The 26464-nt window shown below is 41.7% G+C and carries 30 protein-coding genes; 14 read left to right on the top strand and 16 right to left on the bottom strand.

From position 1 onward, the window contains the following. Positions 1-120: 120 nt before the first annotated feature. Positions 121-519, top strand: a complete 399-nt coding sequence (locus tag IEW93_RS01490; RefSeq protein ID WP_188736207.1) for a hypothetical protein — start codon at positions 121-123, stop codon at positions 517-519. 62 nt (positions 520-581) lie between these two features. On the opposite strand, the gene IEW93_RS01495 is transcribed toward IEW93_RS01490, so the two are convergent. From IEW93_RS01495 to IEW93_RS01510, 4 genes are all read right to left on the bottom strand, one after another. Beyond that, positions 582-1691, bottom strand: a complete 1110-nt coding sequence (locus tag IEW93_RS01495) for an ABC transporter permease (protein WP_188736209.1) — start codon at positions 1689-1691, stop codon at positions 582-584. Positions 1692-1695: 4 nt separating this feature from the next. After that, positions 1696-2667 carry an ABC transporter ATP-binding protein gene (locus IEW93_RS01500; protein WP_188736212.1) on the bottom strand — a complete coding sequence of 324 codons (972 nt, stop codon included), beginning with the start codon at positions 2665-2667 and terminating at the stop codon, positions 1696-1698. Further along, complete coding sequence (locus IEW93_RS01505) at positions 2664-3623, bottom strand: HlyD family secretion protein (protein ID WP_188736214.1); 960 nt, start codon at positions 3621-3623, stop codon at positions 2664-2666. Before IEW93_RS01505 ends, IEW93_RS01500 begins: the two co-directional genes overlap by 4 nt. 84 nt (positions 3624-3707) lie before the next feature. Further along, complete coding sequence (locus IEW93_RS01510) at positions 3708-5060, bottom strand: flavohemoglobin expression-modulating QEGLA motif protein (RefSeq protein WP_188736216.1); 1353 nt, start codon at positions 5058-5060, stop codon at positions 3708-3710. Between the two features lie 229 nt (positions 5061-5289). Between IEW93_RS01510 and IEW93_RS01515 the strand changes: the two genes are divergently transcribed. Beyond that, positions 5290-6267, top strand: a complete 978-nt coding sequence (locus IEW93_RS01515) for a PDC sensor domain-containing protein (RefSeq protein WP_188736218.1) — start codon at positions 5290-5292, stop codon at positions 6265-6267. 125 nt (positions 6268-6392) lie between these two features. On the opposite strand, the gene IEW93_RS01520 is transcribed toward IEW93_RS01515, so the two are convergent. The 5 genes from IEW93_RS01520 to IEW93_RS01540 form a co-directional block, all read right to left on the bottom strand. Next, positions 6393-6569 carry a PA3496 family putative envelope integrity protein gene (locus tag IEW93_RS01520; protein WP_188736219.1) on the bottom strand — a complete coding sequence of 59 codons (177 nt, stop codon included), beginning with the start codon at positions 6567-6569 and terminating at the stop codon, positions 6393-6395. A 237-nt stretch (positions 6570-6806) separates the two neighbouring features. Next, positions 6807-7493 (bottom strand): TorF family putative porin, encoded by a 687-nt coding sequence (locus IEW93_RS01525; RefSeq protein ID WP_188736221.1) that lies wholly within the window; start codon positions 7491-7493, stop codon positions 6807-6809. Positions 7494-7817: 324 nt separating this feature from the next. Then, positions 7818-8090, bottom strand: a complete 273-nt coding sequence (hbs, locus tag IEW93_RS01530) for a non-specific DNA-binding protein Hbs (RefSeq protein ID WP_011638950.1) — start codon at positions 8088-8090, stop codon at positions 7818-7820. 157 nt (positions 8091-8247) lie between these two features. Next, positions 8248-9045: a response regulator gene (locus IEW93_RS01535; RefSeq protein ID WP_188736222.1), complete on the bottom strand. Its 798-nt coding sequence runs from the start codon at positions 9043-9045 to the stop codon at positions 8248-8250. Positions 9046-9135: 90 nt separating this feature from the next. Beyond that, a complete protein-coding gene (locus IEW93_RS01540; RefSeq protein ID WP_223419284.1) occupies positions 9136-9540 on the bottom strand; it encodes a hypothetical protein in 405 nt (134 codons plus the stop codon). A gap of 66 nt (positions 9541-9606) precedes the next feature. On the opposite strand from IEW93_RS01540, the gene IEW93_RS01545 reads away from it, so the two are divergent. Both IEW93_RS01545 and IEW93_RS01550 read left to right on the top strand, forming a co-directional pair. Then, entirely contained in the window at positions 9607-10116 is a 510-nt protein-coding gene (locus IEW93_RS01545; RefSeq protein WP_188736226.1) for a DUF4240 domain-containing protein, read from the top strand. Positions 10117-10266: 150 nt separating this feature from the next. Further along, positions 10267-10791 carry a DUF3016 domain-containing protein gene (locus IEW93_RS01550; RefSeq protein ID WP_188736229.1) on the top strand — a complete coding sequence of 175 codons (525 nt, stop codon included), beginning with the start codon at positions 10267-10269 and terminating at the stop codon, positions 10789-10791. Positions 10792-10841: 50 nt separating this feature from the next. Here IEW93_RS01550 and IEW93_RS01555 read toward each other — a convergent pair whose 3' ends face one another. Next, a complete protein-coding gene (locus IEW93_RS01555) occupies positions 10842-12563 on the bottom strand; it encodes a GGDEF domain-containing protein (RefSeq protein ID WP_188736231.1) in 1722 nt (573 codons plus the stop codon). Positions 12564-12802: 239 nt separating this feature from the next. Next, on the bottom strand, positions 12803-13111 hold the full coding sequence (locus IEW93_RS01560; protein WP_188736232.1) for a prephenate dehydrogenase: 309 nt from the start codon (positions 13109-13111) through the stop codon (positions 12803-12805). A gap of 51 nt (positions 13112-13162) precedes the next feature. Here IEW93_RS01560 and IEW93_RS01565 point away from each other — a divergent pair, with 51 nt between their 5' ends. Then, a complete protein-coding gene (locus IEW93_RS01565; protein WP_188736234.1) occupies positions 13163-14071 on the top strand; it encodes a TraB/GumN family protein in 909 nt (302 codons plus the stop codon). A gap of 15 nt (positions 14072-14086) precedes the next feature. Here IEW93_RS01565 and IEW93_RS01570 read toward each other — a convergent pair whose 3' ends face one another. Beyond that, a complete protein-coding gene (locus IEW93_RS01570) occupies positions 14087-14869 on the bottom strand; it encodes a methyltransferase domain-containing protein (RefSeq protein ID WP_188736236.1) in 783 nt (260 codons plus the stop codon). A 272-nt stretch (positions 14870-15141) separates the two neighbouring features. Here IEW93_RS01570 and IEW93_RS01575 point away from each other — a divergent pair, with 272 nt between their 5' ends. Next, positions 15142-15975, top strand: a complete 834-nt coding sequence (locus tag IEW93_RS01575) for a MaoC family dehydratase (RefSeq protein WP_188736515.1) — start codon at positions 15142-15144, stop codon at positions 15973-15975. Between the two features lie 66 nt (positions 15976-16041). Here IEW93_RS01575 and IEW93_RS01580 read toward each other — a convergent pair whose 3' ends face one another. Then, on the bottom strand, positions 16042-17658 hold the full coding sequence (locus IEW93_RS01580; RefSeq protein ID WP_428847850.1) for a mechanosensitive ion channel family protein: 1617 nt from the start codon (positions 17656-17658) through the stop codon (positions 16042-16044). A 162-nt stretch (positions 17659-17820) separates the two neighbouring features. Between IEW93_RS01580 and IEW93_RS01585 the strand changes: the two genes are divergently transcribed. Beyond that, the gene (locus IEW93_RS01585) at positions 17821-18144 is read left to right on the top strand and encodes a hypothetical protein (RefSeq protein ID WP_188736241.1); all 324 of its coding nucleotides are present in this window, start codon (positions 17821-17823) and stop codon (positions 18142-18144) included. 19 nt (positions 18145-18163) lie between these two features. On the opposite strand, the gene IEW93_RS22240 is transcribed toward IEW93_RS01585, so the two are convergent. Next, on the bottom strand, positions 18164-18289 hold the full coding sequence (locus IEW93_RS22240; protein WP_263283585.1) for a hypothetical protein: 126 nt from the start codon (positions 18287-18289) through the stop codon (positions 18164-18166). Between the two features lie 192 nt (positions 18290-18481). Between IEW93_RS22240 and IEW93_RS01590 the strand changes: the two genes are divergently transcribed. The 6 genes from IEW93_RS01590 (at position 18482) to rraB (ending at position 23149) form a co-directional block, all read left to right on the top strand. Then, positions 18482-18772: an ABC-type zinc uptake system zinc chaperone gene (locus IEW93_RS01590; protein ID WP_188736243.1), complete on the top strand. Its 291-nt coding sequence runs from the start codon at positions 18482-18484 to the stop codon at positions 18770-18772. Between the two features lie 83 nt (positions 18773-18855). After that, positions 18856-20064: a hypothetical protein gene (locus tag IEW93_RS01595; protein ID WP_188736245.1), complete on the top strand. Its 1209-nt coding sequence runs from the start codon at positions 18856-18858 to the stop codon at positions 20062-20064. Then, positions 20048-20953 (top strand): metal ABC transporter solute-binding protein, Zn/Mn family, encoded by a 906-nt coding sequence (locus IEW93_RS01600; RefSeq protein WP_188736247.1) that lies wholly within the window; start codon positions 20048-20050, stop codon positions 20951-20953. Before IEW93_RS01595 ends, IEW93_RS01600 begins: the two co-directional genes overlap by 17 nt. Positions 20954-20957: 4 nt before the next feature. Then, a complete protein-coding gene (locus IEW93_RS01605; protein ID WP_188736249.1) occupies positions 20958-21725 on the top strand; it encodes a metal ABC transporter permease in 768 nt (255 codons plus the stop codon). 197 nt (positions 21726-21922) lie between these two features. Beyond that, on the top strand, positions 21923-22657 hold the full coding sequence (locus IEW93_RS01610; protein ID WP_188736252.1) for a 1-acylglycerol-3-phosphate O-acyltransferase: 735 nt from the start codon (positions 21923-21925) through the stop codon (positions 22655-22657). Positions 22658-22735: 78 nt separating this feature from the next. Further along, positions 22736-23149: a ribonuclease E inhibitor RraB gene (gene rraB, locus IEW93_RS01615; protein WP_188736253.1), complete on the top strand. Its 414-nt coding sequence runs from the start codon at positions 22736-22738 to the stop codon at positions 23147-23149. A 97-nt stretch (positions 23150-23246) separates the two neighbouring features. Here the strand turns inward: rraB and IEW93_RS01620 are convergent, their stop codons facing one another. After that, on the bottom strand, positions 23247-24203 hold the full coding sequence (locus tag IEW93_RS01620; RefSeq protein WP_188736255.1) for a sensor domain-containing diguanylate cyclase: 957 nt from the start codon (positions 24201-24203) through the stop codon (positions 23247-23249). A gap of 16 nt (positions 24204-24219) precedes the next feature. Next, positions 24220-25215 carry a response regulator gene (locus IEW93_RS01625; RefSeq protein ID WP_188736257.1) on the bottom strand — a complete coding sequence of 332 codons (996 nt, stop codon included), beginning with the start codon at positions 25213-25215 and terminating at the stop codon, positions 24220-24222. A 389-nt stretch (positions 25216-25604) separates the two neighbouring features. Between IEW93_RS01625 and IEW93_RS01630 the strand changes: the two genes are divergently transcribed. After that, complete coding sequence (locus tag IEW93_RS01630; protein ID WP_188736259.1) at positions 25605-26411, top strand: crotonase/enoyl-CoA hydratase family protein; 807 nt, start codon at positions 25605-25607, stop codon at positions 26409-26411. Positions 26412-26464: the final 53 nt, after the last annotated feature.

The following is a 26464-nucleotide window of genomic DNA, read 5'->3' on the forward strand; positions in this document are numbered from 1 at the left end:
GGGCTGTTGAACTTTTAGAGATGAAATGCATCTTAAAAGGGTAACAGATCCCCGATAAATACTCAGTGTTAAGCATGTTCATTATGGTGATGAGCATGCTTTTTTTTAAAAGGATTTAATATGAATAAAGTTTTTTTTACCGCATTGGGTACATCTGTGTTAGCGATTTTACTTGTATCTGGTTGCGCTAATTTGTCTATTAAAACCAATGCCGGCGAGGTTGCATTGGATAGTGTCAAAGTGGGTAAAGTGGACACATATACTTTAGAAGAATTGTCGAGATTGAGAGCTCAATTTATAGGTGATGTGACAACATCATATTGTGAAAACTCACTAGATCCGGCTAAGTTAGATTATTTACCCAGTCTGTCATCGATGGTAAAAACACTCAAATTACAGGTTTTGCAGCGTGGCGGTAATGGTATTGTGGTGAAGCAATGTGGCCGGCTTGCAGATTTGTCTTGTAACGTTTATATAGAATGTAACGGCGAAGCTTATTCTGTTAATAGAGATTTTTAATTACCCCCCCGTCAACATCAGCTTTACTTTGCTAACCTCCTAAACATCAGCGTATTAGGAGGTTAATCTAATCGTTTATTAAAGCGTTTTGCAGCCACCCCTAGCCCTATCAAGGTAAACCCAACGAGCCAGATAATATCGTCAATAAGGTCCATTAAGGTCGCGCCTTTCAACACGATTGCCCTGATGACCCGCATAAAATGGGTGCCGGGTAATATTTCTGCTATCCACTGTGCTGCGGTTGGCATGGCTTCTAATGGGGTGATAAATCCAGACAGTAATATTGTGGGCAGTAGGATAAAAATGGTCATTTGCATGGCTTGAAGCTGAGTTTTGGCAATGGTTGAAATGATTAAACCTAGTGTGAGACTCGCGGTGATAAATAATAATGTGCCGAGCAATAAATGGCAGATGGCACCGTTGATGGGCACTGCAAAAATAAGGTTACCTAGCCCTAAAATAATGGTCATTTGTACTAGGCCAATAACAATATACGGTAGAATTTTACCTATCATCAGTTCAAGCGGTTTAATTGGGGTGGTGATCAGCAATTCTAAATTGCCGCGCTCTCTTTCACGCACAATGGCGGATGATGTAAATAGCACCATGGTCATGGTCAGGATCACGGCAATCAATCCAGGTACAATATTGACCGCAGAGCGTTGTTCAGGATTATAAAACAGGCTGACTTCAAACCGAGATTGAGTGCTACTTATGCTGGGCATAATATCATTGAGTGACATGTTTTTGAGCTGTTTAATCGCACCGGCTATCATGGTGTCCGACCCATCGACAATCCATTGACCAATGGGTTCATTGTTGGCCATTTTGGCCGTTAAGGTGGGGGGTAAAATTAACGCGGCTTTTATGTCACCGCGCCGAATGGCTGCCTGGGCTTGTTCTGCTGTCGTGAAGTGGTTTTTGATATCGACAACTTGAGTGACTTTAATGGCTTCTACTATCCACCTTCCTGCAGCCGAGTCACTTTGATCAACAATAGCAACGGGGATTGCTCGCACATCAGTATTAATAGCATAACCAAATAGCAATAATTGGATCAGCGGGATCATAATGACCATTGCAAAGGTGATGCGGTCACGACTCAGCTGTTTAATTTCTTTGGTTGTGATGGCAAGCATCCGCATATAACTATTGCGTATGGTGTGTAGCATGCAATTAACCCTCCTGTTTGTGTAGGTTGGGGTTTTGTCCGGTATGACTGACAAACACGTCTTCTAAGTTTGCCGTGACTAGGCGGATGTCTTGCTGCTGAAGCGGGCGATGGTGCAGTTGGCATTGATGCATTACCCAACAGATAGGGTCGTTAATGTGCTTACTGACTAATACTCTAAGCCGATGGCCTAATTGTGCTGCTGACTGTATTTCTGCCAACGTGCTTAATGCTTGTTTTAATTGCCTTAAATCCGTTGTGGTAATTTCTACTACGTGAGCATTGATATTGTCCATTAACGTTTTTGGTGTGTCGTCAGCTTTAATTGTTCCTTTTTCCATAATGGCTATTTTATGGCAGCGCTCGGCTTCATCCATATAGTGAGTGGTGACCAAAATACTGGTGCCTTGTTCAGACAAGTCGAATAATTGCTCCCAAAAATCACGTCGATTTTGTGGATCGACCGCGGATGTGGGCTCATCTAAAAACAATAATTTGGGCTGGTTTAAACAGGCACAGGCCAGTGCAAGCCGTTGCCGCTGGCCGCCACTTAGGGTGCCAGCAAGTTGATGTTGGTATTGGTTGAGCTTATAAGTGCTTTGCAGTTGATCAATGCGCTTTTTACATTCTTGGGCGTCTATGCCGTAAATTCGGCCAATAAATTGCAGGTTTTCTTTGACGGTGAGATCGTCATAAAGCGAAAATTTTTGCGTCATATAGCCTATCTTATGGCGCAACGCTTCGGCTTGCTTAGGAATGGCTAATCCCATTACATTGATGTTGCCTTCACTTGGCGTTAATAGGCCTGTTAGCATTCTAATGGTGGTGGATTTGCCACAGCCGTTAGGGCCTAAAAATCCATATATATGGCCCTTAGGGACGTACAGATTTAAAGACTCAACCGCAATAAAGTCGCCAAATCGCTTGGTAAGATTATCAGCCTTAATTACCCATTGCGGGTCTGTTGTGTGATTCATTTTGGTGCCGGTAAAATTACTTGAGCAGGAATACCAGTCGGAAGATCGCGTGCTGAGTCATCTAAATTTATTTCGGCTAAAAAAGCTAGTCGTGAACGGTCGCTTTGATTGAGGGCGTAATAAGGTGTAAATGCAGGTTCTGTACTCATCCAACGCAATTTACCGGCAAATGGCTTATCGAATCCGTCAATTTTTACTGGCAAGGCTTGACCGATTTGAAGTTTAGCGGCGTAAGGCTCAGGAATGTACACTCTGGCATACGGGGCGCTGTCTGCCTGAATTACCGCAACTACCGCACTGAGCGGGACGCGCTCGCCGACATTGTAAGGTAGGTTGTCTAGGACCCCGTTGCGCGTTGCGCGGATACTCAAGTCGCTGTATACCTGTTGCTCATAACGTAAATTGGCGTTCGCGGCATCTAATGCTGCCTGGGCTTGAAATATATCTTCTTGGCGAACGCCTTTAATTAAAATGGTTAATCGATCGTTTGCGGCATCGTATTCGGCATTGGCTTTGTCTCGAAGGGCTAATGCGCGGTCGCGTTCGGCTTCACTCACTAAACGCTTCGTTAATAAACTGGCTGTGCGTTGATATGACTTTTGCGCTTCTATTTTGGCTGCATTGGCACTTTTTAGGGCAGAGTTAGCACTGGCAATATCTTCTGGGCGTTCACCATTGGTAAGCTTTAATAAATAGGCCTGTGCTTTTACTACCTCGGCTTGCATAACAGCTAAACGTGCGGCTTGTTTGTGTGTATCAAATTGAACTAATAAATCACCTGTGCTGATCTGCATGCCTTTTTTGATCGGCTGGGCGGTGATGATTTCTGCCGCTGTTGCACGCAATAGCACTCGGTCGCGTTCTAATGTACCAAGCGCTTCATCGGGCTCAATTGGTGTGCAACCCTTGATGAGCGCTAAGCTAAAAATTAACCCAACAAATAGCAGATGTTTCATAGCGACCTCATACAAGGATATGATTACATTATACGTTTGATGAGCAGGCTAAGTGTGATGTACAGCACACTTAGCCAATACTACTTATTCGAAGTTGTTATCAAATTCAGAGTCTTCGAATAAATCGACCGTCGTTGTAGGGGCCACATTTTTAAACTGACGTGCAAAGTGTCGTTGCACCCCTTTAAGATCGATGTTGCCAATGCCTGAAGCAAAACCAAACCAGGCGTACAACCCGCTAATATCTTCAAACATTGGCGGTAAATATTTCGGTTTGGCGATGATGCCTTCTTGGAATGCCTGATACAGTACCGGAATATCTTCAATGGCGAGCTTGCCTAAAAATAGCATTGGGATAAGTTCTGGCAGGCCTGTGCTTATTGCGCTGCGGATAAAGTTAATGTTTTCAACGTAGCCTCGCACATAGGAAATATCTTTAGTAAAAAAGCTGCCGCCACCGACCATACCGCCGCGAAACACACGTTGAGTAACACGATAACTGTCTTTTGAGCTTAAGTTAAGGTTTCTAAAATAGCGGTAGACTTCAATAAAATCGGCCCCTTGCTCTGCCATATCAACCGCTGAAACGCGGTCGCTAATTCGCCGCGCTCGCCCAGGGTTTGAGCTTAACGTGAGCATTTCCATCAACACGGCCAAGCCTTCTTGTGACGCGGTGACTCGGGGCGATCCGACACTAAGCCAGGTAGCATGTGGCTGAGCACGGCCGTTTAGCGTGGTGCCCACATGAACCCATCCCTCGTGGACTTCATAGACATTAAGATCTGACTCGCTAAACATGGCGCGGGTATTGAGTTTAACGGTATCGCCACCCACCGCAGCATCTGAGGCTATACCATCACTCAATTTAACGTGGATTTCATCGTTATGAAAATACTTCACTAAGCGCTCGCTGAGCACTTCTACAGCTTCGGGAGCTGTAACAATTTTGGGGTGACGCTGGCTCATATGGCGAGCTGCGGGTAATGAAAATATATGGCTTAATCTGTCGCCAAGCTGCCTTAGTGTATGTCGATCACCATGCAATTTATGACTTGCACTGCCATAGAGTTCTTGGCTGAGTTTACCAAAGGTAGGGTTGCCACGATTGTGCAGCATATCAATTACGATTCGGTATTGGTCAATATTAGCCAACAAAATTTTGCCTAATTTATCGCGCTTACCCAGGCCTTTTTCAATGGCACTTTTTAGGCCTTGTAAATCACTTTGTGTTTGATCGGCATTAAATGACAGTGGAATCGATTGATAGAAATCATTGCTGACTTTAGGTAGTTCTTTAGTCTGTTTTGCTAAGAAGTCATCTTCAATTTGTTTTGGCCATTTAATCGAATCTAAAATTTTAATCGGTGCTTGGATACGAATTAATTCATCAGAAAAACGACGAATATCTTGCTGATAACGCAATAAAGACTCAGACATTGTCTTTTCCTAATCTATATACCTGATATTTTACTTATATTAGCAGATGTTGTTCACAAAACTGCAATGAAAAAAACGCAAGCAACCTAGCCCTAGTTTGGTGCAATCTGAATTTTTAGGTCGCAGAATATCGCTGTATGTTTTACTTAAGTAACTGTAAATATTAATTAATACTTTTTGGCGCTAAAACTGCTTTGTTTGATTGTCGTGTTGATAAAAAGGAAAGCATATGGCTGCAATGAGTTATTTAAGCGTTATTGAACGCTACCATGAATATGAAAACCTGGTACACGAGCTTCTTGAGTCGATTTTGGTCGGTGTGGGAGATGTGAATTTATTCGATAAACCCGTATCTGCAAAAGTGTTTGAAGATATGGCAGTCAGTTATCCTTTTGTGGAGTTAATTTATTTACTTGATGAAAAAGGAATACAGGTTAGTCCTAATATTAGTGTGGTAAACCAACAAATTAAGCTACTGAATAACGGAAAACAAGCCGATAGGAGTCAACGTCCTTATTTTACCCAGCTTTCAGAGGCGAACACCGCTCATATTACACGCCCTTATTTGTCTAATGCTGGCGGTGGATTATGTTTGTCGGCCTCGCAAATTTTAACATCATCAAGTGGTGAGGCTGGTATTGTAGTGATTGATGTCAATTTAACCCGTTTAATCGAGTTTATGATGGGCGACAGTGCTCGGCGTAAAATGTCGCCGTTTTTCAAAAGTATTTATGCCGCAATCGTGCTGTGTTTATTTGTATTGGTGACAGTATTAATGTGGACAGTGACGTTAGATATTTATGCGCTTTTTAGTCAGGCGTCTGCTCGGTACGACCCTTTGCAGCCCTTTGGTATTATTATTTTTTTAACCCTGGCACTGGCTATTTTTGATTTGGGTAAGACCATTTTGGAAGAAGAAGTGCTAATGCATAAAGATATTTTTAGGCATAGCTCGACTCGCAGAACGATCACGCGATTTATTTCGACAATTTTGATTGCGATTTCGATTGAGGCACTGCTTACTATGTTTAAAGCGTCACTGGGTGAAAAACAATATATTGAACCTGCAATTTTGATGATGTTAGCGGTTGTTGGCTTGTTAGTTGGCTTGGGGATTTATGTGTATTTAGGCGCAAAAGCGGAGTTACTGCTTACCCAAACACAAGCCAACAGACAGGGTAGCAAAACAGCTAAAAATATTGCCTGATATCAAAATCGCAATTCGCTAAAAGCACTAAATAGCATGTGTCTGTTAGCTTGATGCGTGAGTTGTTAGGTTAATGCGTTGTGGCATTAAATTAAAAAGGGATAAATTTATTATCCCTTTTATGACTAGAAAAAGTCGTCATCGCCAATTGCTTTGCGTAATTGCGCCTGTTCGAGAAAGTCCTCTAACCTGCGTTTGATTTGACGTTTATGTTGTAATGACTCTGCCGATTTTGAGTTTCTAGGTGAAGTCATCGCGTCAATTTCTGTGTCATCTGGCACTCGATCTGTAAGATTAGCCATAACGAAACCCTCAAGTTGAATGGTAAAACGAAACAAATTCAATGAGCACTTTCTAACTAAAAACATACCAATAGAAAAGTAAATTATTTTGACTGTTGTGGGCAGCTTTTTTTACCTTTCATTTTGAGCTTAGCATTATTTTTTATTCTTGCTAAAAATGTGTGATGATAATCGCTTAAATAAAAATGCCATTGCGGTTAACAATGGCATTTTTTTATTTTAAAACAGTAAGATAGCTTACAGCGTAAAGCCGTATGAGTAGCCTAAAACAATTTTAGCATCGCTGTCTGGTAGGTCAGTATCTGACGCCATAAACGATATTGTGCCAATATCTGTTTCTGCGCTTAATGTCACATTGTAATCCGTGTAGGTGTCACCAAATAAGTCTTCAACAACATCACCTTGTGAGTAACCGTAGTGGAACGATAAGCTCAGTTTTTCAGTTAAAGGGAAGCTTGCGTTAGCTTGTAAGTAGCTCCAATCTTTTTCGTCTGATGCGCCAGACACATCAGAATCAGCATTAACCACTTGAGAGTAGCCTACGTCTAACCATTTCCAGCCTAATACTATGGCGATTTCACCAAAATCAATACTCGCGCCCGCATCTGGGTAAGCATAGTAAAGGTAACTTACATCGTAAGTTAAATCTTCTGTGAAGTTGCCACCATAACCACCATAAAAATCTAATTCGTAGCTGGTTTCGTCACCAAAATCGACGTTAGATGCCCAAGTTCCAGCATAAAAACCAGAGTCATGTGCGTAATCAAGACCACCTTGAATCGCTGCCTCATTGCTGGTTTGCGTGGTGCCGCGCCATAAGTAGTTAGATGTCGCGCCAATGTTGCCAGTGACTTCAGCAAGGGCACTGCCGCTCAATAGTAAACCTGTTGATAACGCAATTGCTTGATATAGTGATTTTTTCATCTTCATCCCTTAATGTTTTATTGTCACTGAGTCATTTATTTATGGTTTAAACATACTCAATGTCGGTTTGTCTAAACACTAGTTAGCTAATCGCGTGCCACTTTTTTTAGTCTTTATTTATCAGTGATTTAATGTGCTTTGCTACATTTTGCAGCAAAGCGGTTGCGGCTTAATGATGCAGTGTTGCACTTTTTTTGTGCAATGAGGGATCTTTGATAATGATTTTACATAAAGCTATAAACGGTATGAATTGTTGGTATTTGTTAAATTTTATGCATAAAAAAACCTCCACAAGGAGGTTTTCGTTTAAAAGAATAAGCGAGATTAATTCACGCTGTCTTTTAATGTTTTACCCGCTTTAAACTTAGGCACTGTCGCTGCTGCGATTTGAATTTCTTTGCCAGTTTGTGGGTTACGGCCAGTACGAGCAGCACGTTGGGTGGTTTCAAATGAACCAAAACCAACGATAGAAATTTTATCACCATTTTTCATGGCTTCAGTTACCGCTTCTTCGAAAGATTTTAGTGCGCGGCCAGCTTCAGCTTTAGTCAGTTCTGCATTTTCTGCGATTTTTGCAATTAATTCACTTTTGTTCATATTGGTATTCTCTGCTTTCCATAGAAGTGTTTTTTAAAACCTCATTAACATGCCACAAGCCATGCAGGTTTAAAAGCACTTTATCTTATAAATTCAGTATCTGTAATGGTTTTAGGGCAAAATAAGCCAAAATCATTCGTCATATTTGCGAAGTCATTTACTCTTCGAGTAATTGGTAGAGAATTTTCTTAACTAATTGCGGCTCAAAGGGTTTGTCACATAATGCATTCACGCCCGCGCTAAATACATTACTTAGGTGAGTGTCGTTTGCTTCAGATGACACCATGAGAATAGGGATATGAGACTGTTGGCTTTCGTTACGAATGTATTGCGTAAGGGCTAATCCATCTATCGAGGGCATGTTGTAGTCGGTGATAACTAGGTCGTACATGTTGTTTTTCATCAAGCTAATCGCTTGCTCACCATCAACGGCTTCAGTGATATCCTGCATGCCTAAGTTACCAATAGTACGCTTAATAACATTGCGAGCCATTCGGCTGTCATCGACCACTAATACTCGAATGTTGTGTACATCAAAATGGCTTAAATCGAGCTCATCATTACTCAATAAGTCTACGGTAGAATTGAGCGCTGTGGCTAAATTCTCAGCGTTAAATGGCTTTGGCAAAATCGCCACAACACCAGACTGTCTAAATATTTCTAATTGCTCACGGCGACATTCGCTCGAGACCAACATAAATTGAATATCGCTTAACTCTGGAGTGTTTTTTATGTATTGCAATAACTCTGTAGATTCACCGTCAACAAAGTGTAGAGCGCTGGCAATCAAATCAGGTTTATGGCGTTGAATGATCTCTTTAGCTTGGGTTATCGTGGCCGCCGTTTGTATGCTGGTGACTTTTTCTTGGTGTAAGCGGTTAATAATAATTTTTCTTTGTGTTTCAGAGGGTTCAACTAATAAGATGGACAGCTCGCTTGGAGATAAACTTACCATAATTAATGTTCCATTTTTGTGTTGTTGTTTTTATTGTGTTGGACATGTGGGCTAAAGGTATTCATTGATTATAATCCACCGTTAAGCCACTTAAGATGGTTTTGACGCTAAATAAACGTGGGTGGTTTTTGATAATCCAACCCACCATTGAAAACCTATCAGCGAGGCGAGCAGAACCCACAGCGGGATTAGCGGAACATTGTAACCTTGAAATGCTAGGTTTACGTCATTTGGCGTTATTTGATAAGCAATAATCGCTGTCGTGGTCATTGCGGCAAGCCCAAGAGTTTGTATGGCTGCGTAGCAAAACAGCACGACTTTAGTCCATTTAGCTCGAGTTAAGATGCCAAACAACAGCGGCAGTACACCTAATGTGAGCAAATCAAAAGCATAAAATGTGGTCATACGCCAAAAAGCGACAAGCGTGAGTATTGCATACAATCCCACGAGTATTTTTACTCTCAATGGCATGTTGGATTGAACTATCTGATTCATATTGGTCATCTGGCGAGAAATTTTGAGGTAGAATATCGCACAAACACGCTATGTGGGTATATTTTGATGACAGAAACTGATTTTTGGGCCTTGGTGACACGTGTACAACCTGACCAATCTTCTGATGAAATTGCGCAACAATTGCGTGATAAGTTACAAGTGTTAGATGATGAGTCGCTTAAAGCATTTGATAAAGTGTTTGGTCAACAATTGCGTCGCAGTTATTTGTGGTCAATCTGGGGGGCGGCTTACATTATTGCTGGGTGCGATAGCGACTATGCTTTTACTGAATTTAGATGTTTTTTATTGTCTTTAGGGCCGCAATGGTACGATAAAATAGTAGCCAATCCTGACATTTTGGGCGAACTAGACCAATGGCCTCTTGTTGACGATTACGCCTATCCTTTTGTGGAAGATTATGATCTTATCGCAGGGCAAATATATGAGGACAGAACAGGGCAAGAGTTGCCTTTTGTGCCGTCAGGACAACACACGCCTGTGGGTAAAAAATTCAGTACTAAGCCTAAAATAATGCGCCAAACCTATCCTTTATTGAGCGCTCGATTTCCATTTTAAGTGTCACATTTAATCTCCATTCTGTTAAGGCTTGGTTCAGCTTGTTGGCGTTAAAGTGGATATATCAAGGTTATTCTATCGCTTTTCAACTGCACTATTTACGGCATTGGCATTGATAGGGATAACGTGTTGGCATATTGGAGATTAATTATGAATATAAAATATTTACTTTTAGCGTCTGTATTTGTGGCTCCAGTCGCAATGGCTGAAGATGCCGTTGAGCCTAATCCTATAACTGAAGCTGGCGTAGTAAAAATTGAATGGCAAAGTCCAAAGGATTTTCGTGATATAAAAACGTCAACCGAACGTCAATCTCGTTTTGAGACTCGCCTATTTGACACCCTTACTAAAAACATTAACAAACAGGCTGAAAAATCACTTAAGCCTGGGCAAACCTTGCATATGCAAGTGACGAACCTAGATTTAGCCGGTGATATGCGACCAACCTTTGGTGCCACGCCTGGCGATTTACGTATTGTAAAGGATTTATACCCACCAAGAGCGACGTTTAGTTACACCGTTAATGAAGGCGATAAGGTGATCCTTGCTGGTGATGAGAAGATTACCGACATGAGCTTTATGTATAACTCGCACCGTTTAAACGACAGACCATTCCAATATGAAACGACCTTGTTTAACGATTGGTTGAAAAAGAGCGTTGAACCTAAATTATAACCAATGGTTACTTTTTATAGGCAATGGTTACTTTTGATAAACCTTGCCTTTTACTCATATAGATAAAGCCCATTGCTAGCGCTTTTGGCAAGTTTTTTAGCTTGGGCACTTAGCGTTGATATTTCATGCTCGGTAGCATGCTGAGTAATTTGGGGCGGTAACACCCCAATAGATAATGACACCAAAGGATATTGAAAAGGAAGACCTTGACGGTCATGAGCTGACATGGATTGAGCCTGCCAATGAGTGTGCTGGTAAAAACTTATTTTATGTTGTTCAAATTGTTCAATAATACTTTGGCATGTTAATAACGTATCATCTTGCATGCTTATCATTACAAAATCATCGCCACCAATATGGCCTACAAAGCATTGATCGCTTTGATGTGGAAGTAATAATTGGGCCAATAATTGAATGACTTCATCTCCACGAAAAAATCCATAAACATCGTTATAGGGTTTAAAGTGGCTTAAGTCTAAATAGGCTAAATAATACGATTTATTTTGCAGTTTTAGGCGTTTAAGTTCTTCCTGTATGGGGACGTTACCAGGCAAGTTTGTGAGTGGGTTTGCATGCCGTGCCATCTTTATTCTGTGTTCTGTTATCCGCTGTAACAAGTCTTTTGTGTGACCTATGCCGATAAGTTTTTGGTGACGCAAAATAATAAATTGTTGTGCGACGTTGTTAACGCTATCTGACGTCAGTAATTGGCTGACATTGATTAATGGCTCATTAGCTTCTATTTGTAGTACTTCAGTATCCATGACGATATGAGCTGGGTGATTTTCGTGAAGTGAGCGGCCATATGGGGTGCTAAATAATTCTAATAATGCACTGCGATTGACAAGGCCTAGCACAAGGTCGTTATCAACAATTACAATGGCCTGCAATGCGGGTTGCTCTGAAAATTGTAAGCTGAGCTTTTTTAGCCGAGTATTTGATGAAGCGGTTACTGCATTTATGCATAAACTTTCTGCTGTGTCGCAGTATCGCGTATGTGGCTGATAAATCACACTGGGTTGGTCATGGGTAAAGTGCTGTTGAGGCTGAATAGCAGGTTTGCCTAAAAAGTAGCCTTGACCATAGGTCACACCTAATTGTTTTAAGGTTGTGAGTTCTTCATTGGTTTCTATGCCTTCGGCAATCACTTTACATGTTAGATTTTGACAAAGTTCGACAATGGAGCGTACAAACTCTTGCTTTACAGCTGTTGTGTCGATTTGATGAATAAAGTGACGATCAATTTTGACATAATCAGGTGCGAGTTCGGACCATAAACGCAGTCCAGAATAACCAGCGCCAAGATCGTCAATCGCAGTTAAAAAACCTTGATTACGATAATGATTTAAGCATGATTTGAGTAAATCAATGTCGTCTGCGGGATATTGCTCAGACAGTTCAATCACTACATTGTTAGGGGCTATGCCGAGCTGTTTGATTAACTGTAATGTGATGCCTTTAGGATGGTTTGGGTCTAATAATGCCTTAGGTGAAATATTAATGAATAATTTACCGTTAAGTTGTCTCGCATCAAACGCATGTATTGAAATATTGCGGCATAAGGTTTCAAGTTCACTTAGTTTCCCTTGCTTTTCTGCGGTTGAAAATAATGCAAAAGGCGAATGTAATTCAGTGTCTTTTGGTCCGCGACTGAGTGCTTCAAAGCCATGAAGTTGGTTGGTTGATACATTAAAGATGGGTTGAAATACTGCCTCGATCGACTGTTGTTCAATAATGTCTTCAAGCGCGTTGGCAAGGTGTGGTGCGATCATGATTAAGGCCTCTTAGCATTGCCAATGTTGAATTTCGTGCAGCTTTGTGCACGATAGTATTACTGAGGCAGGCAATATTATGGCGAAATTATGACAAAAAGATTTCAGTTACGGTGGGATCGATCGGCAATACGTGAAATGTGATAAGTGTTCCCCTCCGTGAGGGGAACAGCGCCAACGATGACATCATAAACGCAATGAGTGATGAGTACTTCAGCGGTTATGATGCTTGTTGGCCTTTATTTTGAGAGCTTAAACACTTGTAACGTTTGTAGCAGGGTAGCCAGCTTTTTAACAAATTTTTCGAGTGTTTCAGGGGCAACGTGAGTACTGTTTTGCATGATATCAAATTCGGCAACCAGTTCTTGTACGTAAGGCAAAAAACGGTTGCTGCTTTCAGTAAAACCTTGATCTTCAGTAAAGATCGCCACAAACTTACCGTGACCAGCTTTGCGTAATTCGTCTAAACGCTCATCAGAATCAATGGCTTGTCTATAAGCTATTTGCAGGTTTTCTTTTATCTGTAGAAATACGTTGGTATACGGCATTAGTGCCTCATGGTGCATGGGTAAACAATAAAACAATTATAAGGAGCTGCTATGCAGGCAACAAGGAAAAGTCGGTTTAATTTTGCTATCAATGTTGGTTATCGTCAATTACTGCAAAGCTATTACACAATAGCGTTTGCGATGTTGGGTTTGGTCTCACTCCCTGCTGCGGCGTTAGATTCGCCAATATTTTATAAAGTGGAGTATCAACAGCAGCAGGCTTATTTATTAGGGTCGATTCACATTGGTCAACCAAATTTCTATCCTTTAGCGCAGCATATTGAATCTGCTTTTAAACAGTCTGATGCGTTGGTCGTGGAGGCTGATATTAGCCAGGGAGATACGGGGGCAATGTTGCAGCAATACGGTGCACTATCGCCAGACATCGCACCGGATGTAGAAGCAACTCGTCGGGTGTATTGTCAGACTCATCAAGCCATGTGTCAGGCGTTAGCGCCTTACGCCCCTTGGTTACAGTCGACGCAAATTAGTGTTAGTCGTTATGCCGAGCTTGGCTACAGTGCAGAACAAGGTGTTGATGCTTATTTTACCGCTAATAAACAAGATAAAGACTTGATTGAGCTTGAAAGTATTCAGTTTCAGTTTGAATTGATTTCATCTTTTTCAACGGCAACGCAATTACAAATGCTTGACGAAGCCATTAACGCAAGTGACGCTGAAATGCTCGATTTAATTCACGCTTGGCGTCAAGGTGACGCTAAAGCTTTGGCCTCGATTATGGAGTCGCAAGCTGGTGACTCTGACGAGTTTCTAGCGAAATTGTTGTGGCAGCGTAATCATTCAATGACTCACAAAATAATGGAGTTGTTGCAGGCTAAAACGCATAAAAACCTGTTTATTGTTGTCGGTGCTGGGCATATTGTTGGTCAGCAGGCTATTCCTGATTTACTCAGGCAACAAGGTGCTACCGTTACTCGATGCACCGTGTTGCAATGTTAGTGGATTGAGCACATTTCAAACCTGTGATTGTGCCGGCGATTGCGCTAAAAAATGGACATAACGGCCAAGGGATAAATACGGTTCGCGTTGCGAATAGGCCAATTCCATTTCAATCAGTTGCTGAGTGTCGAAATCGGCGGGTAACTGTTTTTTGAGATAATCGTTAATCACACGGACTCCAGATTGAGCCACCAGGGTAAATTGCCACTGGGTTAGCCAATGTCGCACATCCTCGATGTACAGAGGGTGTGTAGGAGTGAGTCTTACCTTCTTTTTTACTTGGAAGTCGCGTTTTACATAGTCAAAGTTGCCCGAAACAAGGCTATGAAATCGCAATGCTTCTTTGTTGTAAAACATTAACGAAAACAAGCCTTCTGGTTTGAGCATGTCGAGAAGTCCATGAAGTGTCGTTTTAGCATCGATTAGCCACTCTGCAACCGCGTGACACAGGATGACATCAAATTGCCCATGTTCGGCAGCGGTTAATGCCTGGATTGGGCTATGCACCAATTCGATGGATAAAGGAGTCTTTGAAAGTGCTATTTGTTGTTTGGCCAGGGTAAGCATTTGCTCTGAGATATCGCACAGCACAATGTCATGACCTAAAGCTGCTAGCTTTTGGCTTAAAAAACCAAATCCCCCCCCGGCATCTAAAATCCGTAAACGTGGCTTACCCAGTTTAGCGAGTTCAGGAATAAGATCGCGCCATAACACCGCCGCACGGATTTCGCCTTTGGTTGTGCCATAAATATTTTGCGCAAATTTAAGGCTAAGTTTATCGAAGTTTTTGTCTTGCACGGTATCGTCACGTTATGGAAGAGAGTGGCATAATTGTCTCATTGTAGGTTAAAAAAGGTAAGATAAATCATCAATGGTTTTATTGTCATCAACACAGTAAATGAGTTTAATCGAGTGTCGTCACCGTCAATATTAATCGCAATTAACCATTAGCGGTGTAGTAACAATATCTGTGTAAGGTATAATGTTCGATTAACTGTTTTGCAGCTTATTTTGCTGCCTATATAGGGTATTAGATTGTGAGTCACGACTACGCTATCGAATTAAAAGCAATGCCTTCGCTATTATCTTTGTATCGCAAAATTCTGTTTGGGCGTAAGCCTGGCTGGAATAAACAACCGCTGCCGAAGATGTATGTGCAGGCGCCAAATGTGATGTTGACGCAAGAAAAAATTCGCCAATATGCTGAGGTATGTGGCTTTGAGTTTGACGGGGTGACATTACCGCCAACGTATTTATATGTGTGGGCATTTCGATTGCATGCCACTATTTTTACTCATAAAGCGGTGACGTTTCCGTTGCTTGGGATGATCCACCTAAAAAACAGTATTAGTGTTTATCGACCTGTGCTTGTCAATGAAACCTTAACCGTACAATGTGAGCTTTCTGGTAGTCGTCAGACAGACTCAGGACTTGAGTTTGATTTGGTTTCTAAGGTTTTTGTGGCAGATGAATTAGTATGGCAAGCCTTATCGACTTATTTGTATCGTATCGATGCTCCCGGTCGTCGTGCGCGTCCTCCTAAAGCGTCTGAAATGGCATGGAGTGATGTGCAGCAATGGCAATTAACCGAAGATTTAGGCCGACGTTACGCAAAAGCGTCAGGCGATTATAATCTTATTCATTTACATCCATTATTGTCGAAGCGTTTTGGTTTTGAGCGCGTATTGGCTCATGGGATGTGGTCTAAAGCACGTGCCTTATCTCAGTTGATGCAATTTATTGGCGATAAGCCTTTTCAAGTTGATGTTGAATTTAAATTGCCCGTATTTATGCCATCTGAAGTGACTTTTGCTTTTGAAAGTATTGAAAATGGTAAGCGTTTTGAGATGCGTGATGTGAAAGGCCGCAGGCCACATTTGCAGGGCAGCGTTACTTACCTATAGTTTTTGACTGGTAACAAAAAGCTCAAGTCGGTGACTTGAGCTTTTTTTGTGGCCAATGTGGCGAGATTATTTTTGATATATGTGCACATCGCGCTGTGGGAATGGAATGCTAATCCCTTCGGCATCAAAGCGCATTTTAACTGCTCGAGTAATGTCCCAATACACTTCCCAATAATCATCTGGTTTTACCCAAGGTCTAACAACAAAGTCGACTGATGACTCGCCTAAAGTATGAAGCTTTACAATGGGTTCAGGTTGGGCATGTACTTTTGGGTGCTGCTCAACAATGCTTTTTAAAATGGTTTCTGCATGCTCGATATTGTCGCTGTAGCTAATACCAAACGTCATGTCGACACGGCGTTGTTGCTCTGCGGTTATATTATTAATCGTGTCGCCCCAAATCTTATTATTTGGGACAATAAGACGTTGGTTATCAAGTGTTTTTATTGTAGTTGATACCAAACTCATGTGGCTAACTCTGCCTGTTACTCCAGCGGCATTAATTAAGTCGCCAACGTCAAAGGGGCGATAAATTAAAATCATCATTCCTGAGGCAAAGTTAGACAGCGTGTCTTGTAATGCAAAACCAATGATGACGCCAGCAATACCAAAGCCTGCTAATAACGGGCCTAGTTCGAAGCCTAGTTGCGATAAAGCAATTAACAAGCCTAAGGCGTAAACGACTTTGCTGGATAGCGAGATGAAAAAGTCTTGTAATAATTGACTAAATTGTAATTTGGATGCACGTACCGTTTTGGCGATAATTTGAGTAACAATTTTGGCAACTAAGCTGGTGAGAAACACAATAAATAAAAACACCAATATTTTAAAGGTCAGACTTGGGCCGTTATTGATGGTTTGATCTTTGATCACTTTGGCCCAGCCCTGGAGTAAATTAGACGCAACACTAAAATTTAATACATCCTGAGTGATATCTCCTGACACACTAAATAACGTTTGTTTAATTTGTGAGACATCTTGACCTAAGTTTTCAAGTATTGAAGCTGACACCGCTAAGCTAGAGCTATTTTTATTTAAGCGTTCTTTTAAAGTAAGTACTTTTGCTTTTTGTTCGGTACTGATATCAGCACCAGCCGCAGCGGCCTCTGCCACTGCCTTTTGTAGTTGGTCTTGGGTGTAATTAACTAAGCTGTCAAATTGATCCGCTCGTTGCAACATTAACTTGGTAAAGGTTTGTTTTTGAGAGGAAACATCGATTTTTAAAGTTTCTGCCCATGTTAAGGTGATTAATGTTGCCTTTAGGTAATGATCTCGTTCAAATTCACGCTCAGACATTGCTGTGATGACTGGGCTGTCATCGACACCGCCTAATTGACTACTGAGCAACATAAGATCGGCATCTAAATAATCGGTTACTTGGCTTAAAAACACCAATTGCGACTGCACTAAGGGGATTAGGTATTGAGTTTCTGTGTTAGCCGAAGTGATCAATTTACCTATTTCATCACGTAATTCTGATGATTTATTTTTAATTCGGTATTCGGTTATGGTACGTATTTCGCCTTTGACTGAAGCTAACAACTGAGTGTCGTGTTCGATGGTCTGTTGCAGCAACTGTATTTTATTAAGCGTTTGTGGATCGATTGCCGTACTGGTTGTTTGTTGAGAAACAACGGCCGTGTCTTGCGCAATAACTAAAGGTGTTAATAACAGTGAGGCCATGAATACAATTAAAGTGGGTAAAGTCCGTAACATCTTCGCGAGTCCTATAAGGCTAAGTTGCGATGATGATAGTAGAAAATCATGGTTGGAGCTATGCTGCAGCACTGCTATTTTGAAGGGAATTTGTTAAACTTGCGCCATTATTGATTTACGGAATATCACATGGCACTGCAATGCGCTCATTGCTACAAACACTTTTCAATTGCTAAGGTTACTAATAGCCGCGGCAAAGGGTTATCTGTTGAAGTTCAATGCCCACATTGTGCCGCCTGGCTTGGGCACAATAAAGGCTTGTCGGTTACTAAAATTGTGGGATTTTATAGTGGTGTGACTGCCGCTCTAGTGGCCTATTTTGTTGAGGGTGTTGCACATATCACCACTCCGTTAATGATATTGGCGGTGATTGTGGTGTGTTTATCGCACATTATGGATCATTTAAAAATGGTTGAAGCGCCAGATGATGGTGTTAACTCCACTAATGAATAACCTTGCTGGCTTAAGTTGATTAATCAACCACGATAACCTGACTTTCAAGGGATGATTCTACATAATAAATCCCGCCCAATACCACAATGCCGACAATAGCCATGACTAAAATGATGCCAATGTTTTCGCGAATAAATCGTGCCATGATGTGCTCCTTTATTGTTTGGATATACATGCTAAAAGTCACAGCTTAAGTGTATCTTAAAATGGGTCTTTAACTATAAAAAAGCCCAGTGTTTAAGCAAGATGTCATGATTTGTCACAATCTAGTTGTTGCATTTGCGCTTAGCTCTTTTACACTATTGCTACAGATAGTAAACCAGACGGAGTTGTGTTGTTGAGTTCTCGCATTCACATTAGACAAATTATCACAATCTGGCTTAGTGCCATTTTGATTGTGTTGTCTATTGCTGCGTCTGCGCACTCAGTCCGTCATCTTGATGATGGGGTGCAAAATCATTGTACCTTGTGTTTTCATCAGCATCAGTTAAATAAAGCCATTCCTACAAGCGAGCTTGTGTTTATTGCAAGTCAGCAAACCTTTGAACGTCAGCAATTTTTATTGCCTTGTTTTGTTAGCGCATTTCAAGCTTATTACCAAAGTCGCGCCCCTCCTTTATCTCGTTAGTCCAACATTATCATTAATTTTTTCCGTTATTTACCGGTTTCTGAAATCCGGATAACGGCAACTTGTTGTATTTTGGAGATATTATGTCTGCGTTAAACACTCGCGTTTCTTTATTGGCACTGGCCTGTGCCGTTAGTTCTTATTCTGTGTTGGCTGAAGATTCTAGCTTAACCAACCCCAATATTAGTGCCGTATTAGACGGGTATTATCAAACGGGTGAACGCCCAATGGCAGAACGTGCAGAAGGCTTTGGTTTAGGTGAAACAGAGCTAGCATTAAGTGCCAATATTGATGAGATGTTCTACGGTAAAATCACTACCATTGTGGAATCTCACGACGGCGAAACAGAATTAAACCTAGAAGAAGCTTTTATTCAAACCCTAGCATTACCGAGTGGTTTGTCTGTTCGTGCCGGTCGTTTTTTATCTGATATTGGTTATTTAAATAACCAACATTTACACACTGATGCTTTTGTTGAACGTCCTGCAGCTTACCGTGCCTTTTTAGGGAACCATTATTTTGATGATGGTATTCGCTTAAATTATGTAGCGCCAACTGATCTTTACTGGACTATGGGGCTAGAAGCTTTTGCTGGTGACAGTTTACGCGCAGCAGATGAACATGGTGAGCGCGATTTTGACGATGTTGGGGTTTATACCGCATTAACTAAAATTGGTGGCGATATTGGTGTCGAGAGTTCGTGGCAGCTAGGTTTAAGTTACTTACGTAATGAAAATGGCTTAACTTATGCTGAAGAGCACGAAGATGAAGAAGAGGTTGAAGAAGATGAACATGACCATAGCCATAGCGCGTCTTACACTGGTGAAAACACCTTTATAGCTGACTTTGTTTACAAGTGGGCTCCAAATGGTAACTACAAGTATCAAAACCTCACAGTGAGTGGTGAATACTTTAGAGTGACCGATATATTTGGCGAAGAACCGGGTCACATTGATGATGCCGCTGATGAAGAAGATCATGACCATGAAATCAGTGATAGTGATTACCATGAAGGCTGGTATTTAAGTAGTGTTTATCAGTTTTCTCCAAGTTGGTCAGCAGGCGTGCGATACGGACAAATTGATACTTATGAAATTCATGAAGATCATCTCGATGCTCAAACATTAAAAGAGACCGACATTAGCCTTGCATGGCATAGCAGTCATTTTTCAAGCGTACGTTTACAATATACTCATCAAAAAGGGACCAATTTTGATGGTTTTGAAGACGATAATATCGTTACTCTGCAATATGTCATGTCTTTAGGAGCTCACGGTGCGCATCAATTCTAAATTGCTTTTAGCAGCGGCCATGTTGCCGCTGCTGTTTACCGCGACAGCAAAAGCGGAGCTTAATGTATTTGCCTGTGAAGCAGAATACGGCGCCCTAGCTAAAACATTAGCGCCGTCGGCAAATGTGTATTCAGCAACAACGGCAATGCAAGACCCACATCAAGTGCAGGCACGTCCAAGCTTAATTGCTAAAATGCGCCAAGCCGATTTGGTGGTATGTGCCGGTGCCGATTTAGAAATCGGCTGGCTGCCTATGCTGCAAATGAAAGCATCTAACCCTAAGGTTAAGTCAACGGATAAAGGGCTGTTTTTTGCATCTGAACACGTTGAAACGTTAGACAAGCTAACAAAAGTCGATCGTTCTATGGGGGATGTACATGCCAAAGGTAACCCGCATTTACACCTAGACCCAGATAGAATGTTAACCGTTGCTCAAGCGCTTGCGGCTAAAATGAGTGAACTCGACCCGCAAAACAGTGGCGAATATCAGCAATCACTGGCTGATTTTAGCCAACGCTGGCAGGCCAAAATCCCTCAGTGGCAAGAGCAAGCTAAGGGTTTGGTGGGTAAAAAGGTCATCGCTTATCATTCGAGTTTTCGTTATTTATTTAACTGGACTGGTATAGAGCAAGTTGCCGACCTTGAACCTAAACCTGGCCTGGCGCCAACCAGCGGGCATTTGGCCAGCCTTTTGACCCGTGCAGAGCAGGGTGATGTGATGGCGGTAATTGTGTCATCTTATCAAGATGATCGCGGTGCAAAATGGCTCGGTGAGCGCGCTAATCTTCCTGTTGTGAGGTTGCCAATGTCTGTAGGTGGTAATGAGCAAAGTACAGATTTGTTTAGCTTATTTGATAGTTTATTTGCTCTGCTTAATGGGGTGAAATAAGCCGATGTTTAATGCTGAGCTTCTGTCGATATTATTGCCTGCGCTAGCCGCCGGTTTGCTGGTGTTATCAACCCATGTGTTGTTAGGCAGACAAGTGCTTAAGCGCGGTATTATTTTTATCGATTTGGCGATAGCGCAAGTGGCGGCACTCGGGGCGATAGTCTCTCACATTGACCATAGGGTTGAAGAGCTGCCTTTTGCTCACATCTGGATGCCGGCATTGTTTGCGCTTGCTGGCGCAGCTGTGATTGCCTGGATGGCTAAACGACTCACCAATGAGTTAGAAGCCATGATAGGCTGCTTTTATGTACTAAGCGCTGTCGCGGCAATGCTTTTGCTGGCAAATGACCCTCATGGAGCTGAGTTGTTAAAGCAGCTTATGTCTGGGCAGATTTTGTGGGTAAGTTGGTCTCAGCTTGTGCTGCCTGCCGTTGTGTCTGTTGCGATATTGGGGTTAATTGCCATTAAACCCAATATTCTCGACGGTGCCAGTTTTTACTTTTTATTTGCTATCGTGATCACCTTGTCGGTAGAGCTTGTTGGTGTGTATTTAGTGTTCAGCACGTTAATATTACCGGCATTAGCGCTAAATAAATATTTGGGTAAATATAAACTGGCTTTGGCTTATGCGGTTGGTGTTGTGGGTTATGCAGCAGGCTTATTATTGTCTGCAAATTATGATCTACCAAGTGGTGCCGCAATTGTCGCTACCCTAGCAATCAGCGCATTGGTGTTTAGGCTGTTACTTAAGTTTCGTACTACAGTGGCGTAAATCATCGTCTTGATATTGCATCGTTTGCCATTGCGATATTCTTCGCTCCTTTGAATGTCGCATGGCTGTCACATAAATCGTGTTATTCTGCCCTGTATAGCAGGGCAGGGTATTTCAGCGTACATATGTAAACAAAATATTTGAGTCCCTAGACCTGCATCGTTATACTGTCGCCAATTATTTTGCAGGAGTATGCTGTGCTGCTAGTTGCCCGTTCAATCATTCTCGCCGTGCTATTATTTTTAGCCTTTGTATTTGCAATTGTTTTTTGTCTTATACGACCAATGCATCGCGATAATGTGCATGTTATCGCCAAAATTTTCTCCTCTGTTGCCCGTGTGCTTGGCATTAAAGTGATCACTAGGAGCAAACCTGTTAGTGAAAAACTACAGCCTTGTATTTATTTATCCAATCATCAAAATAATTTTGATTTGTTTACTCACACTTCGGCTGTGCCTAAAGGTACGGTAAGTTTAGGTAAAAAAAGTTTGGCTTGGATGCCACTGTTTGGGCAGATTTATTGGTTGTCTGGCAATATATTAATTGACCGTAAAAATCGTCATAGCGCGTTTGACACTATGGCGAAAACGGTCGAAAAAATGAAAACGAAGTTATTGTCTGTGTGGATTTTTCCTGAAGGAACCCGTTCACGTGGTCGTGGTTTATTGCCGTTTAAAGTTGGGGCATTTCATACTGCAATCGCTGCACAAGTCGCCGTGGTACCTGTGTTAGCATCTTGCCAGAATAGAATAAAATTAAATCGTTGGGATAATGGTGTGGTGATTGTTGAGATGATGGAGCCTATCCCGACAGAAGGATTAACAAAAAATGATGTTAAAGCCTTTTGTGCCAAAGTACATGAAACCATGTCGATAAGGCTTGCTGAACTCAACGAGGAAGCCCTAGTTTTGAGTCAAGCCGCTAAAAAGTAACCTGAGTTGATAAGTTCGCAACTTGTGTAACTTTGGGTATAATTGACAATAATTTTTATGTTATTAACGGAGTAATCCATGTCTGTTGAGCGTCAGTTAAAAGAGCAATTTGCAGAAAACCGCGAAATTGTTGATGCCTTACTTGCTGATGGTTCAGAGCCTGATGCGGAATATACGATTGAACATCATTTTTCGGCGACCAATTTTGATCGTTTAGAAAAAGCCGCTGTAGATGCCTTTAAGCTTGGTTTTGAAGTTAACGATGCTGAAGAAATGGAGCTAGATGATGGCTCGGTGATTTTTTGTTTTGACGCCATTGCCTATCATAAACTTGAAACGCCATTACTTGATAAAGCGTGCGAGCAATTAATTCAACTTGCTGCTAAGCAAAAAGTTGATTACGACGGGTGGGGGACTTACTTTGTCGGTGATGAAGCTGATTCTGACGAAGATGATGAAGACGACGAAGATATAGCAGACTCTTTTCACTAATTGAACGAACTGCTCAATGTCGGAATACCGACATAAATAGCAAGTATTAAATGCAAAAAGCTCATCTAGGATGAGCTTTTTGCATTTTAGATTTACGTTATTTAAACACGATGCTTTTATTTCGACCTTCTTGTTTTGCGATATACAAGGCTTTATCGGCACCAGATAACCAATTAGAGCTGTTATCGGTTTGCACGCTAAGATCGTTAATGCCTAAGCTAACAGTGACTTTAATTAAGCGGTTTTCAAACGCAATCTCTGACTCTTCAATGCGCTTTCTTAGACGTTCGGTGAAAAATAATGCTTCATCTGCGGTGGTTTTTGACAGTACAACGGCAAATTCTTCACCGCCGTATCGTCCTGCACAATCTGTCTCACGTAATGACTGTTTTAACAGATACGCAATATGCTGAATCACTTTATCGCCAGCTGGGTGACCGTATTTGTCGTTAACCTGCTTAAAGTTGTCAATATCAATCATCACAAGCGATGATGTGTCACCGTAACGAGAATGGCGCTCAAACTCTTTTTCCATGCACAGCTGCCAATGGCGGCGGTTGTGCAATTGCGTTAGTCCATCAGTTTGACTTAGTTGCTCTAATTGCTCATTGGCTGACTTTAATTGCAACTTGTTGACTGCGATGTCGGTAACATCGTACACAATAATGCTGATATGAGTGATTTCACCCGTTAATGAAGCCAGTGGTAGTAAGGTAATGTTCTGAAACATGAAATCAGCACGGCCGGTAACGGGGCGATAATTTTTAAATTTGAACACGTACGGACGCTGTTCCCAGCTGATAAAGGTGCGGTTTTTGAGTACAAATACCGACTCCATTTTTTGCTTTAGCCAATCGCTAGGTAAGTCAGGAAATTTTTCAAACAGATTCTCGCCTTTAATCGAGTTAGGTGACACGCCACTGTGGTTTTCCATAAACCCGTTCCACAGCTGAATATTATAGTTGCGATCAAGTACAACTAAACCTACCTCAATGGTTTGCACCATGTCGATTAGCCAGTGAAGTTCATTCATCGCGCTTTGATCATTAGACATAATAAATTATCCAGCGTTAGTCGAGTAGGTAGCCAAGCTTGTAGTTAAGCGTAGGGATTGAGTCTTCAGTAAACAGCAGCAGCAAATCACATTGAATATTGTAATCTTCAATACGATAGTTAATTTCCATCGCGAGTGTGCGCTGCCACTTTTCTGAATTGTCGTGGATTAACTCATTGACACTACAATGTCTGCCAAGCACCACTGGATGTGCTTGACTGAATTTCATGTCAAGCTGCTCAGATATTCCATTTAAAAAAGCGCCAATGAGCACGTTGCCGGTGTCCATCATGACTTCAATTTCGGTATTGATGTCATCTGGGTTTTCTAATCCCATTAGTTTAGCCATGTCTTCAAAACTCGAATCATGGAAGAGTAACAACGCTTCACCGGCAATGCCCGCGCCGATAAAACCCTGACAAAGACCTGATACTGTAGAACTGCGTTCTGTGGCTTTTAATGCCATGGTAAGCTCGCTAACTTCTAATACGTTAACGTTAGGAATAGGAAGTAACACAAATACATCGAGTAATTTAGCTAATAAATCGGCGGCTCGTCCCATCGCAACGTTGGCAATTTCTTGACATGCATCGCGCATATCAACTTTAACCATTGGGGTTTGTTCGGTTTTATTGCCTTGAGTGAGCGTTAAGATGCCATATTCTTGTAAAATATTACTGATGGCGTCAGCACTGACTGGTTTTTGGATAAAGTCGAGTGCACCAAGGGCTTTTACGCGTTCATGAGCTTTTATTTGAATGTCGCCAGACACCACAATAATCAACGCAGGAAGATCTTGTTGTTGAACAGCTTGAAGCACTTCGTAGCCGTCCATTACTGGCATATTGAGGTCAAGAAATACGATTTCGCCTTTGCCTGCGCGGATCACATCAAGGCCTTCTGCACCATTGGTGGCGTAGCTAATTTCAACGTCCCAGTCTTTGGGTAGGGTACGTGCCATTTGCTTTCTGGCTAGTGCTGAGTCATCACATATCAATATTGGTATGGTCATTGTGACAGGTGTTCCTTGTTCGCCTTTAGGGAAAAGCACGCTTAAGTGCTGTCGCGAGTGGTGCGAGGCGTTATCGTTATTAGGACTGTTTTACAGTGCTTTTTATTTGAATATTCATTATACGTAATTGTTAATAATATTGGCAGTTTAGCACTGTAAAAAAACAATCTTATAACACAGAGTGCGTGCTAACTCTCAATAAAAGGCGATTTACCGATAACAAAATACATAATCATGTACTCAAAAATAGCCTGTTTGCATCATTTAGCCATTCACATCGTGGCAATATTTTGACCAATGACGTTTATTTGTCATGTTATTACTATTCGACAGATAGTCCAGATATGTTAACCTAAAAACTGGACTGACCAGATAGACGGAACCCATATATGGAAAAGGATTTGATCAAGCTTAGTATCGAAGATGGTATTGCGCATGTATGTTTAAATCGCCCAAGTAAAATTAATGCACTCAGTTACGATATGTTTGTTGCCATTGATAAAGTGATAAAAAAGTTGAGGGGCGATAAAGGTGTTAATGCTGTGATCTTGTCTGGTGCTGAGGGTAATTTTTGTTCAGGGTTAGATGTAAAAAGTGTGGCTAACTCACCGAGCAAAGCGATGAAGTTATTATTTAAATGGCTTCCTGGTAATGCCAATTTGGCGCAACGAGTGTCTATTGGTTGGCAACGTTTACCTATCCCTGTTATTGCGGTGCTCGAAGGCTGCTGCTACGGAGGTGGTACACAAATTGCCCTTGGTGCAGATATTCGTATTGCCAGTCCTGATTGTAAATTATCGATTATGGAAGCGAAATGGGGGTTAGTCCCTGATATGGCGGGTTTAGTGGCTTTACGGCAAGTCATGCCTAAAGATAAAGCGTTATTACTGACTTACACTGCAGACATTTTGACAGCAGGGCAAGCGCTTGAGCTAGGTTTGATCAGTCAAGTCTGTGAAACGCCTTATGAAACCGCTGTGACGTTAGCTCGTAAAATTATGCTGACCTCTCCTGATGCAAATGCGGCAATAAAGCGCTGTATTAATCAAAGCTGGACGGGGTCGATTCGCTGTTTGTTAGCACGCGAATCATTGAGTCAAATTAGATTGTTGGCGGGTAAAAACCGTGTCATCGCCGCAATTAGGCAAACCAAAAATCCTGATAAAGCCTATCAGTCTAGGCAGTCCTGGTGGTAATGCTATGGCATAACCTCGGCTCAGCAGATGAGTTGAGGTGTTTCACTCAGTAT

It is taken from the genome of Shewanella inventionis, assembly GCF_014641855.1.
GTDB lineage: Bacteria > Pseudomonadota > Gammaproteobacteria > Enterobacterales > Shewanellaceae > Shewanella > Shewanella inventionis.

What these genes read in the sequence shown, in the direction of transcription:
- IEW93_RS01490 (WP_188736207.1), top strand. Translation starts at nt 121, where the DNA reads ATGAATAAAGTTTTTTTTACCGCATTGGGTACATCTGTGTTAGCGATT.
- IEW93_RS01495 (WP_188736209.1), bottom strand. Translation starts at nt 1,691, where the DNA reads ATGCTACACACCATACGCAATAGTTATATGCGGATGCTTGCCATCACA.
- IEW93_RS01500 (WP_188736212.1), bottom strand. Translation starts at nt 2,667, where the DNA reads ATGAATCACACAACAGACCCGCAATGGGTAATTAAGGCTGATAATCTT.
- IEW93_RS01505 (WP_188736214.1), bottom strand. Translation starts at nt 3,623, where the DNA reads ATGAAACATCTGCTATTTGTTGGGTTAATTTTTAGCTTAGCGCTCATC.
- IEW93_RS01510 (WP_188736216.1), bottom strand. Translation starts at nt 5,060, where the DNA reads ATGTCTGAGTCTTTATTGCGTTATCAGCAAGATATTCGTCGTTTTTCT.
- IEW93_RS01515 (WP_188736218.1), top strand. Translation starts at nt 5,290, where the DNA reads ATGGCTGCAATGAGTTATTTAAGCGTTATTGAACGCTACCATGAATAT.
- IEW93_RS01520 (WP_188736219.1), bottom strand. Translation starts at nt 6,569, where the DNA reads ATGGCTAATCTTACAGATCGAGTGCCAGATGACACAGAAATTGACGCG.
- IEW93_RS01525 (WP_188736221.1), bottom strand. Translation starts at nt 7,493, where the DNA reads ATGAAAAAATCACTATATCAAGCAATTGCGTTATCAACAGGTTTACTA.
- hbs (WP_011638950.1), bottom strand. Translation starts at nt 8,090, where the DNA reads ATGAACAAAAGTGAATTAATTGCAAAAATCGCAGAAAATGCAGAACTG.
- IEW93_RS01535 (WP_188736222.1), bottom strand. Translation starts at nt 9,045, where the DNA reads ATGGTAAGTTTATCTCCAAGCGAGCTGTCCATCTTATTAGTTGAACCC.
- IEW93_RS01540 (WP_223419284.1), bottom strand. Translation starts at nt 9,540, where the DNA reads ATGAATCAGATAGTTCAATCCAACATGCCATTGAGAGTAAAAATACTC.
- IEW93_RS01545 (WP_188736226.1), top strand. Translation starts at nt 9,607, where the DNA reads ATGACAGAAACTGATTTTTGGGCCTTGGTGACACGTGTACAACCTGAC.
- IEW93_RS01550 (WP_188736229.1), top strand. Translation starts at nt 10,267, where the DNA reads ATGAATATAAAATATTTACTTTTAGCGTCTGTATTTGTGGCTCCAGTC.
- IEW93_RS01555 (WP_188736231.1), bottom strand. Translation starts at nt 12,563, where the DNA reads ATGATCGCACCACACCTTGCCAACGCGCTTGAAGACATTATTGAACAA.
- IEW93_RS01560 (WP_188736232.1), bottom strand. Translation starts at nt 13,111, where the DNA reads ATGCCGTATACCAACGTATTTCTACAGATAAAAGAAAACCTGCAAATA.
- IEW93_RS01565 (WP_188736234.1), top strand. Translation starts at nt 13,163, where the DNA reads ATGCAGGCAACAAGGAAAAGTCGGTTTAATTTTGCTATCAATGTTGGT.
- IEW93_RS01575 (WP_188736515.1), top strand. Translation starts at nt 15,142, where the DNA reads ATGCCTTCGCTATTATCTTTGTATCGCAAAATTCTGTTTGGGCGTAAG.
- IEW93_RS01580 (WP_428847850.1), bottom strand. Translation starts at nt 17,658, where the DNA reads ATGGCCTCACTGTTATTAACACCTTTAGTTATTGCGCAAGACACGGCC.
- IEW93_RS01585 (WP_188736241.1), top strand. Translation starts at nt 17,821, where the DNA reads ATGGCACTGCAATGCGCTCATTGCTACAAACACTTTTCAATTGCTAAG.
- IEW93_RS22240 (WP_263283585.1), bottom strand. Translation starts at nt 18,289, where the DNA reads ATGGCACGATTTATTCGCGAAAACATTGGCATCATTTTAGTCATGGCT.
- IEW93_RS01595 (WP_188736245.1), top strand. Translation starts at nt 18,856, where the DNA reads ATGTCTGCGTTAAACACTCGCGTTTCTTTATTGGCACTGGCCTGTGCC.
- IEW93_RS01605 (WP_188736249.1), top strand. Translation starts at nt 20,958, where the DNA reads ATGTTTAATGCTGAGCTTCTGTCGATATTATTGCCTGCGCTAGCCGCC.
- rraB (WP_188736253.1), top strand. Translation starts at nt 22,736, where the DNA reads ATGTCTGTTGAGCGTCAGTTAAAAGAGCAATTTGCAGAAAACCGCGAA.
- IEW93_RS01620 (WP_188736255.1), bottom strand. Translation starts at nt 24,203, where the DNA reads ATGTCTAATGATCAAAGCGCGATGAATGAACTTCACTGGCTAATCGAC.
- IEW93_RS01625 (WP_188736257.1), bottom strand. Translation starts at nt 25,215, where the DNA reads ATGACCATACCAATATTGATATGTGATGACTCAGCACTAGCCAGAAAG.
- IEW93_RS01630 (WP_188736259.1), top strand. Translation starts at nt 25,605, where the DNA reads ATGGAAAAGGATTTGATCAAGCTTAGTATCGAAGATGGTATTGCGCAT.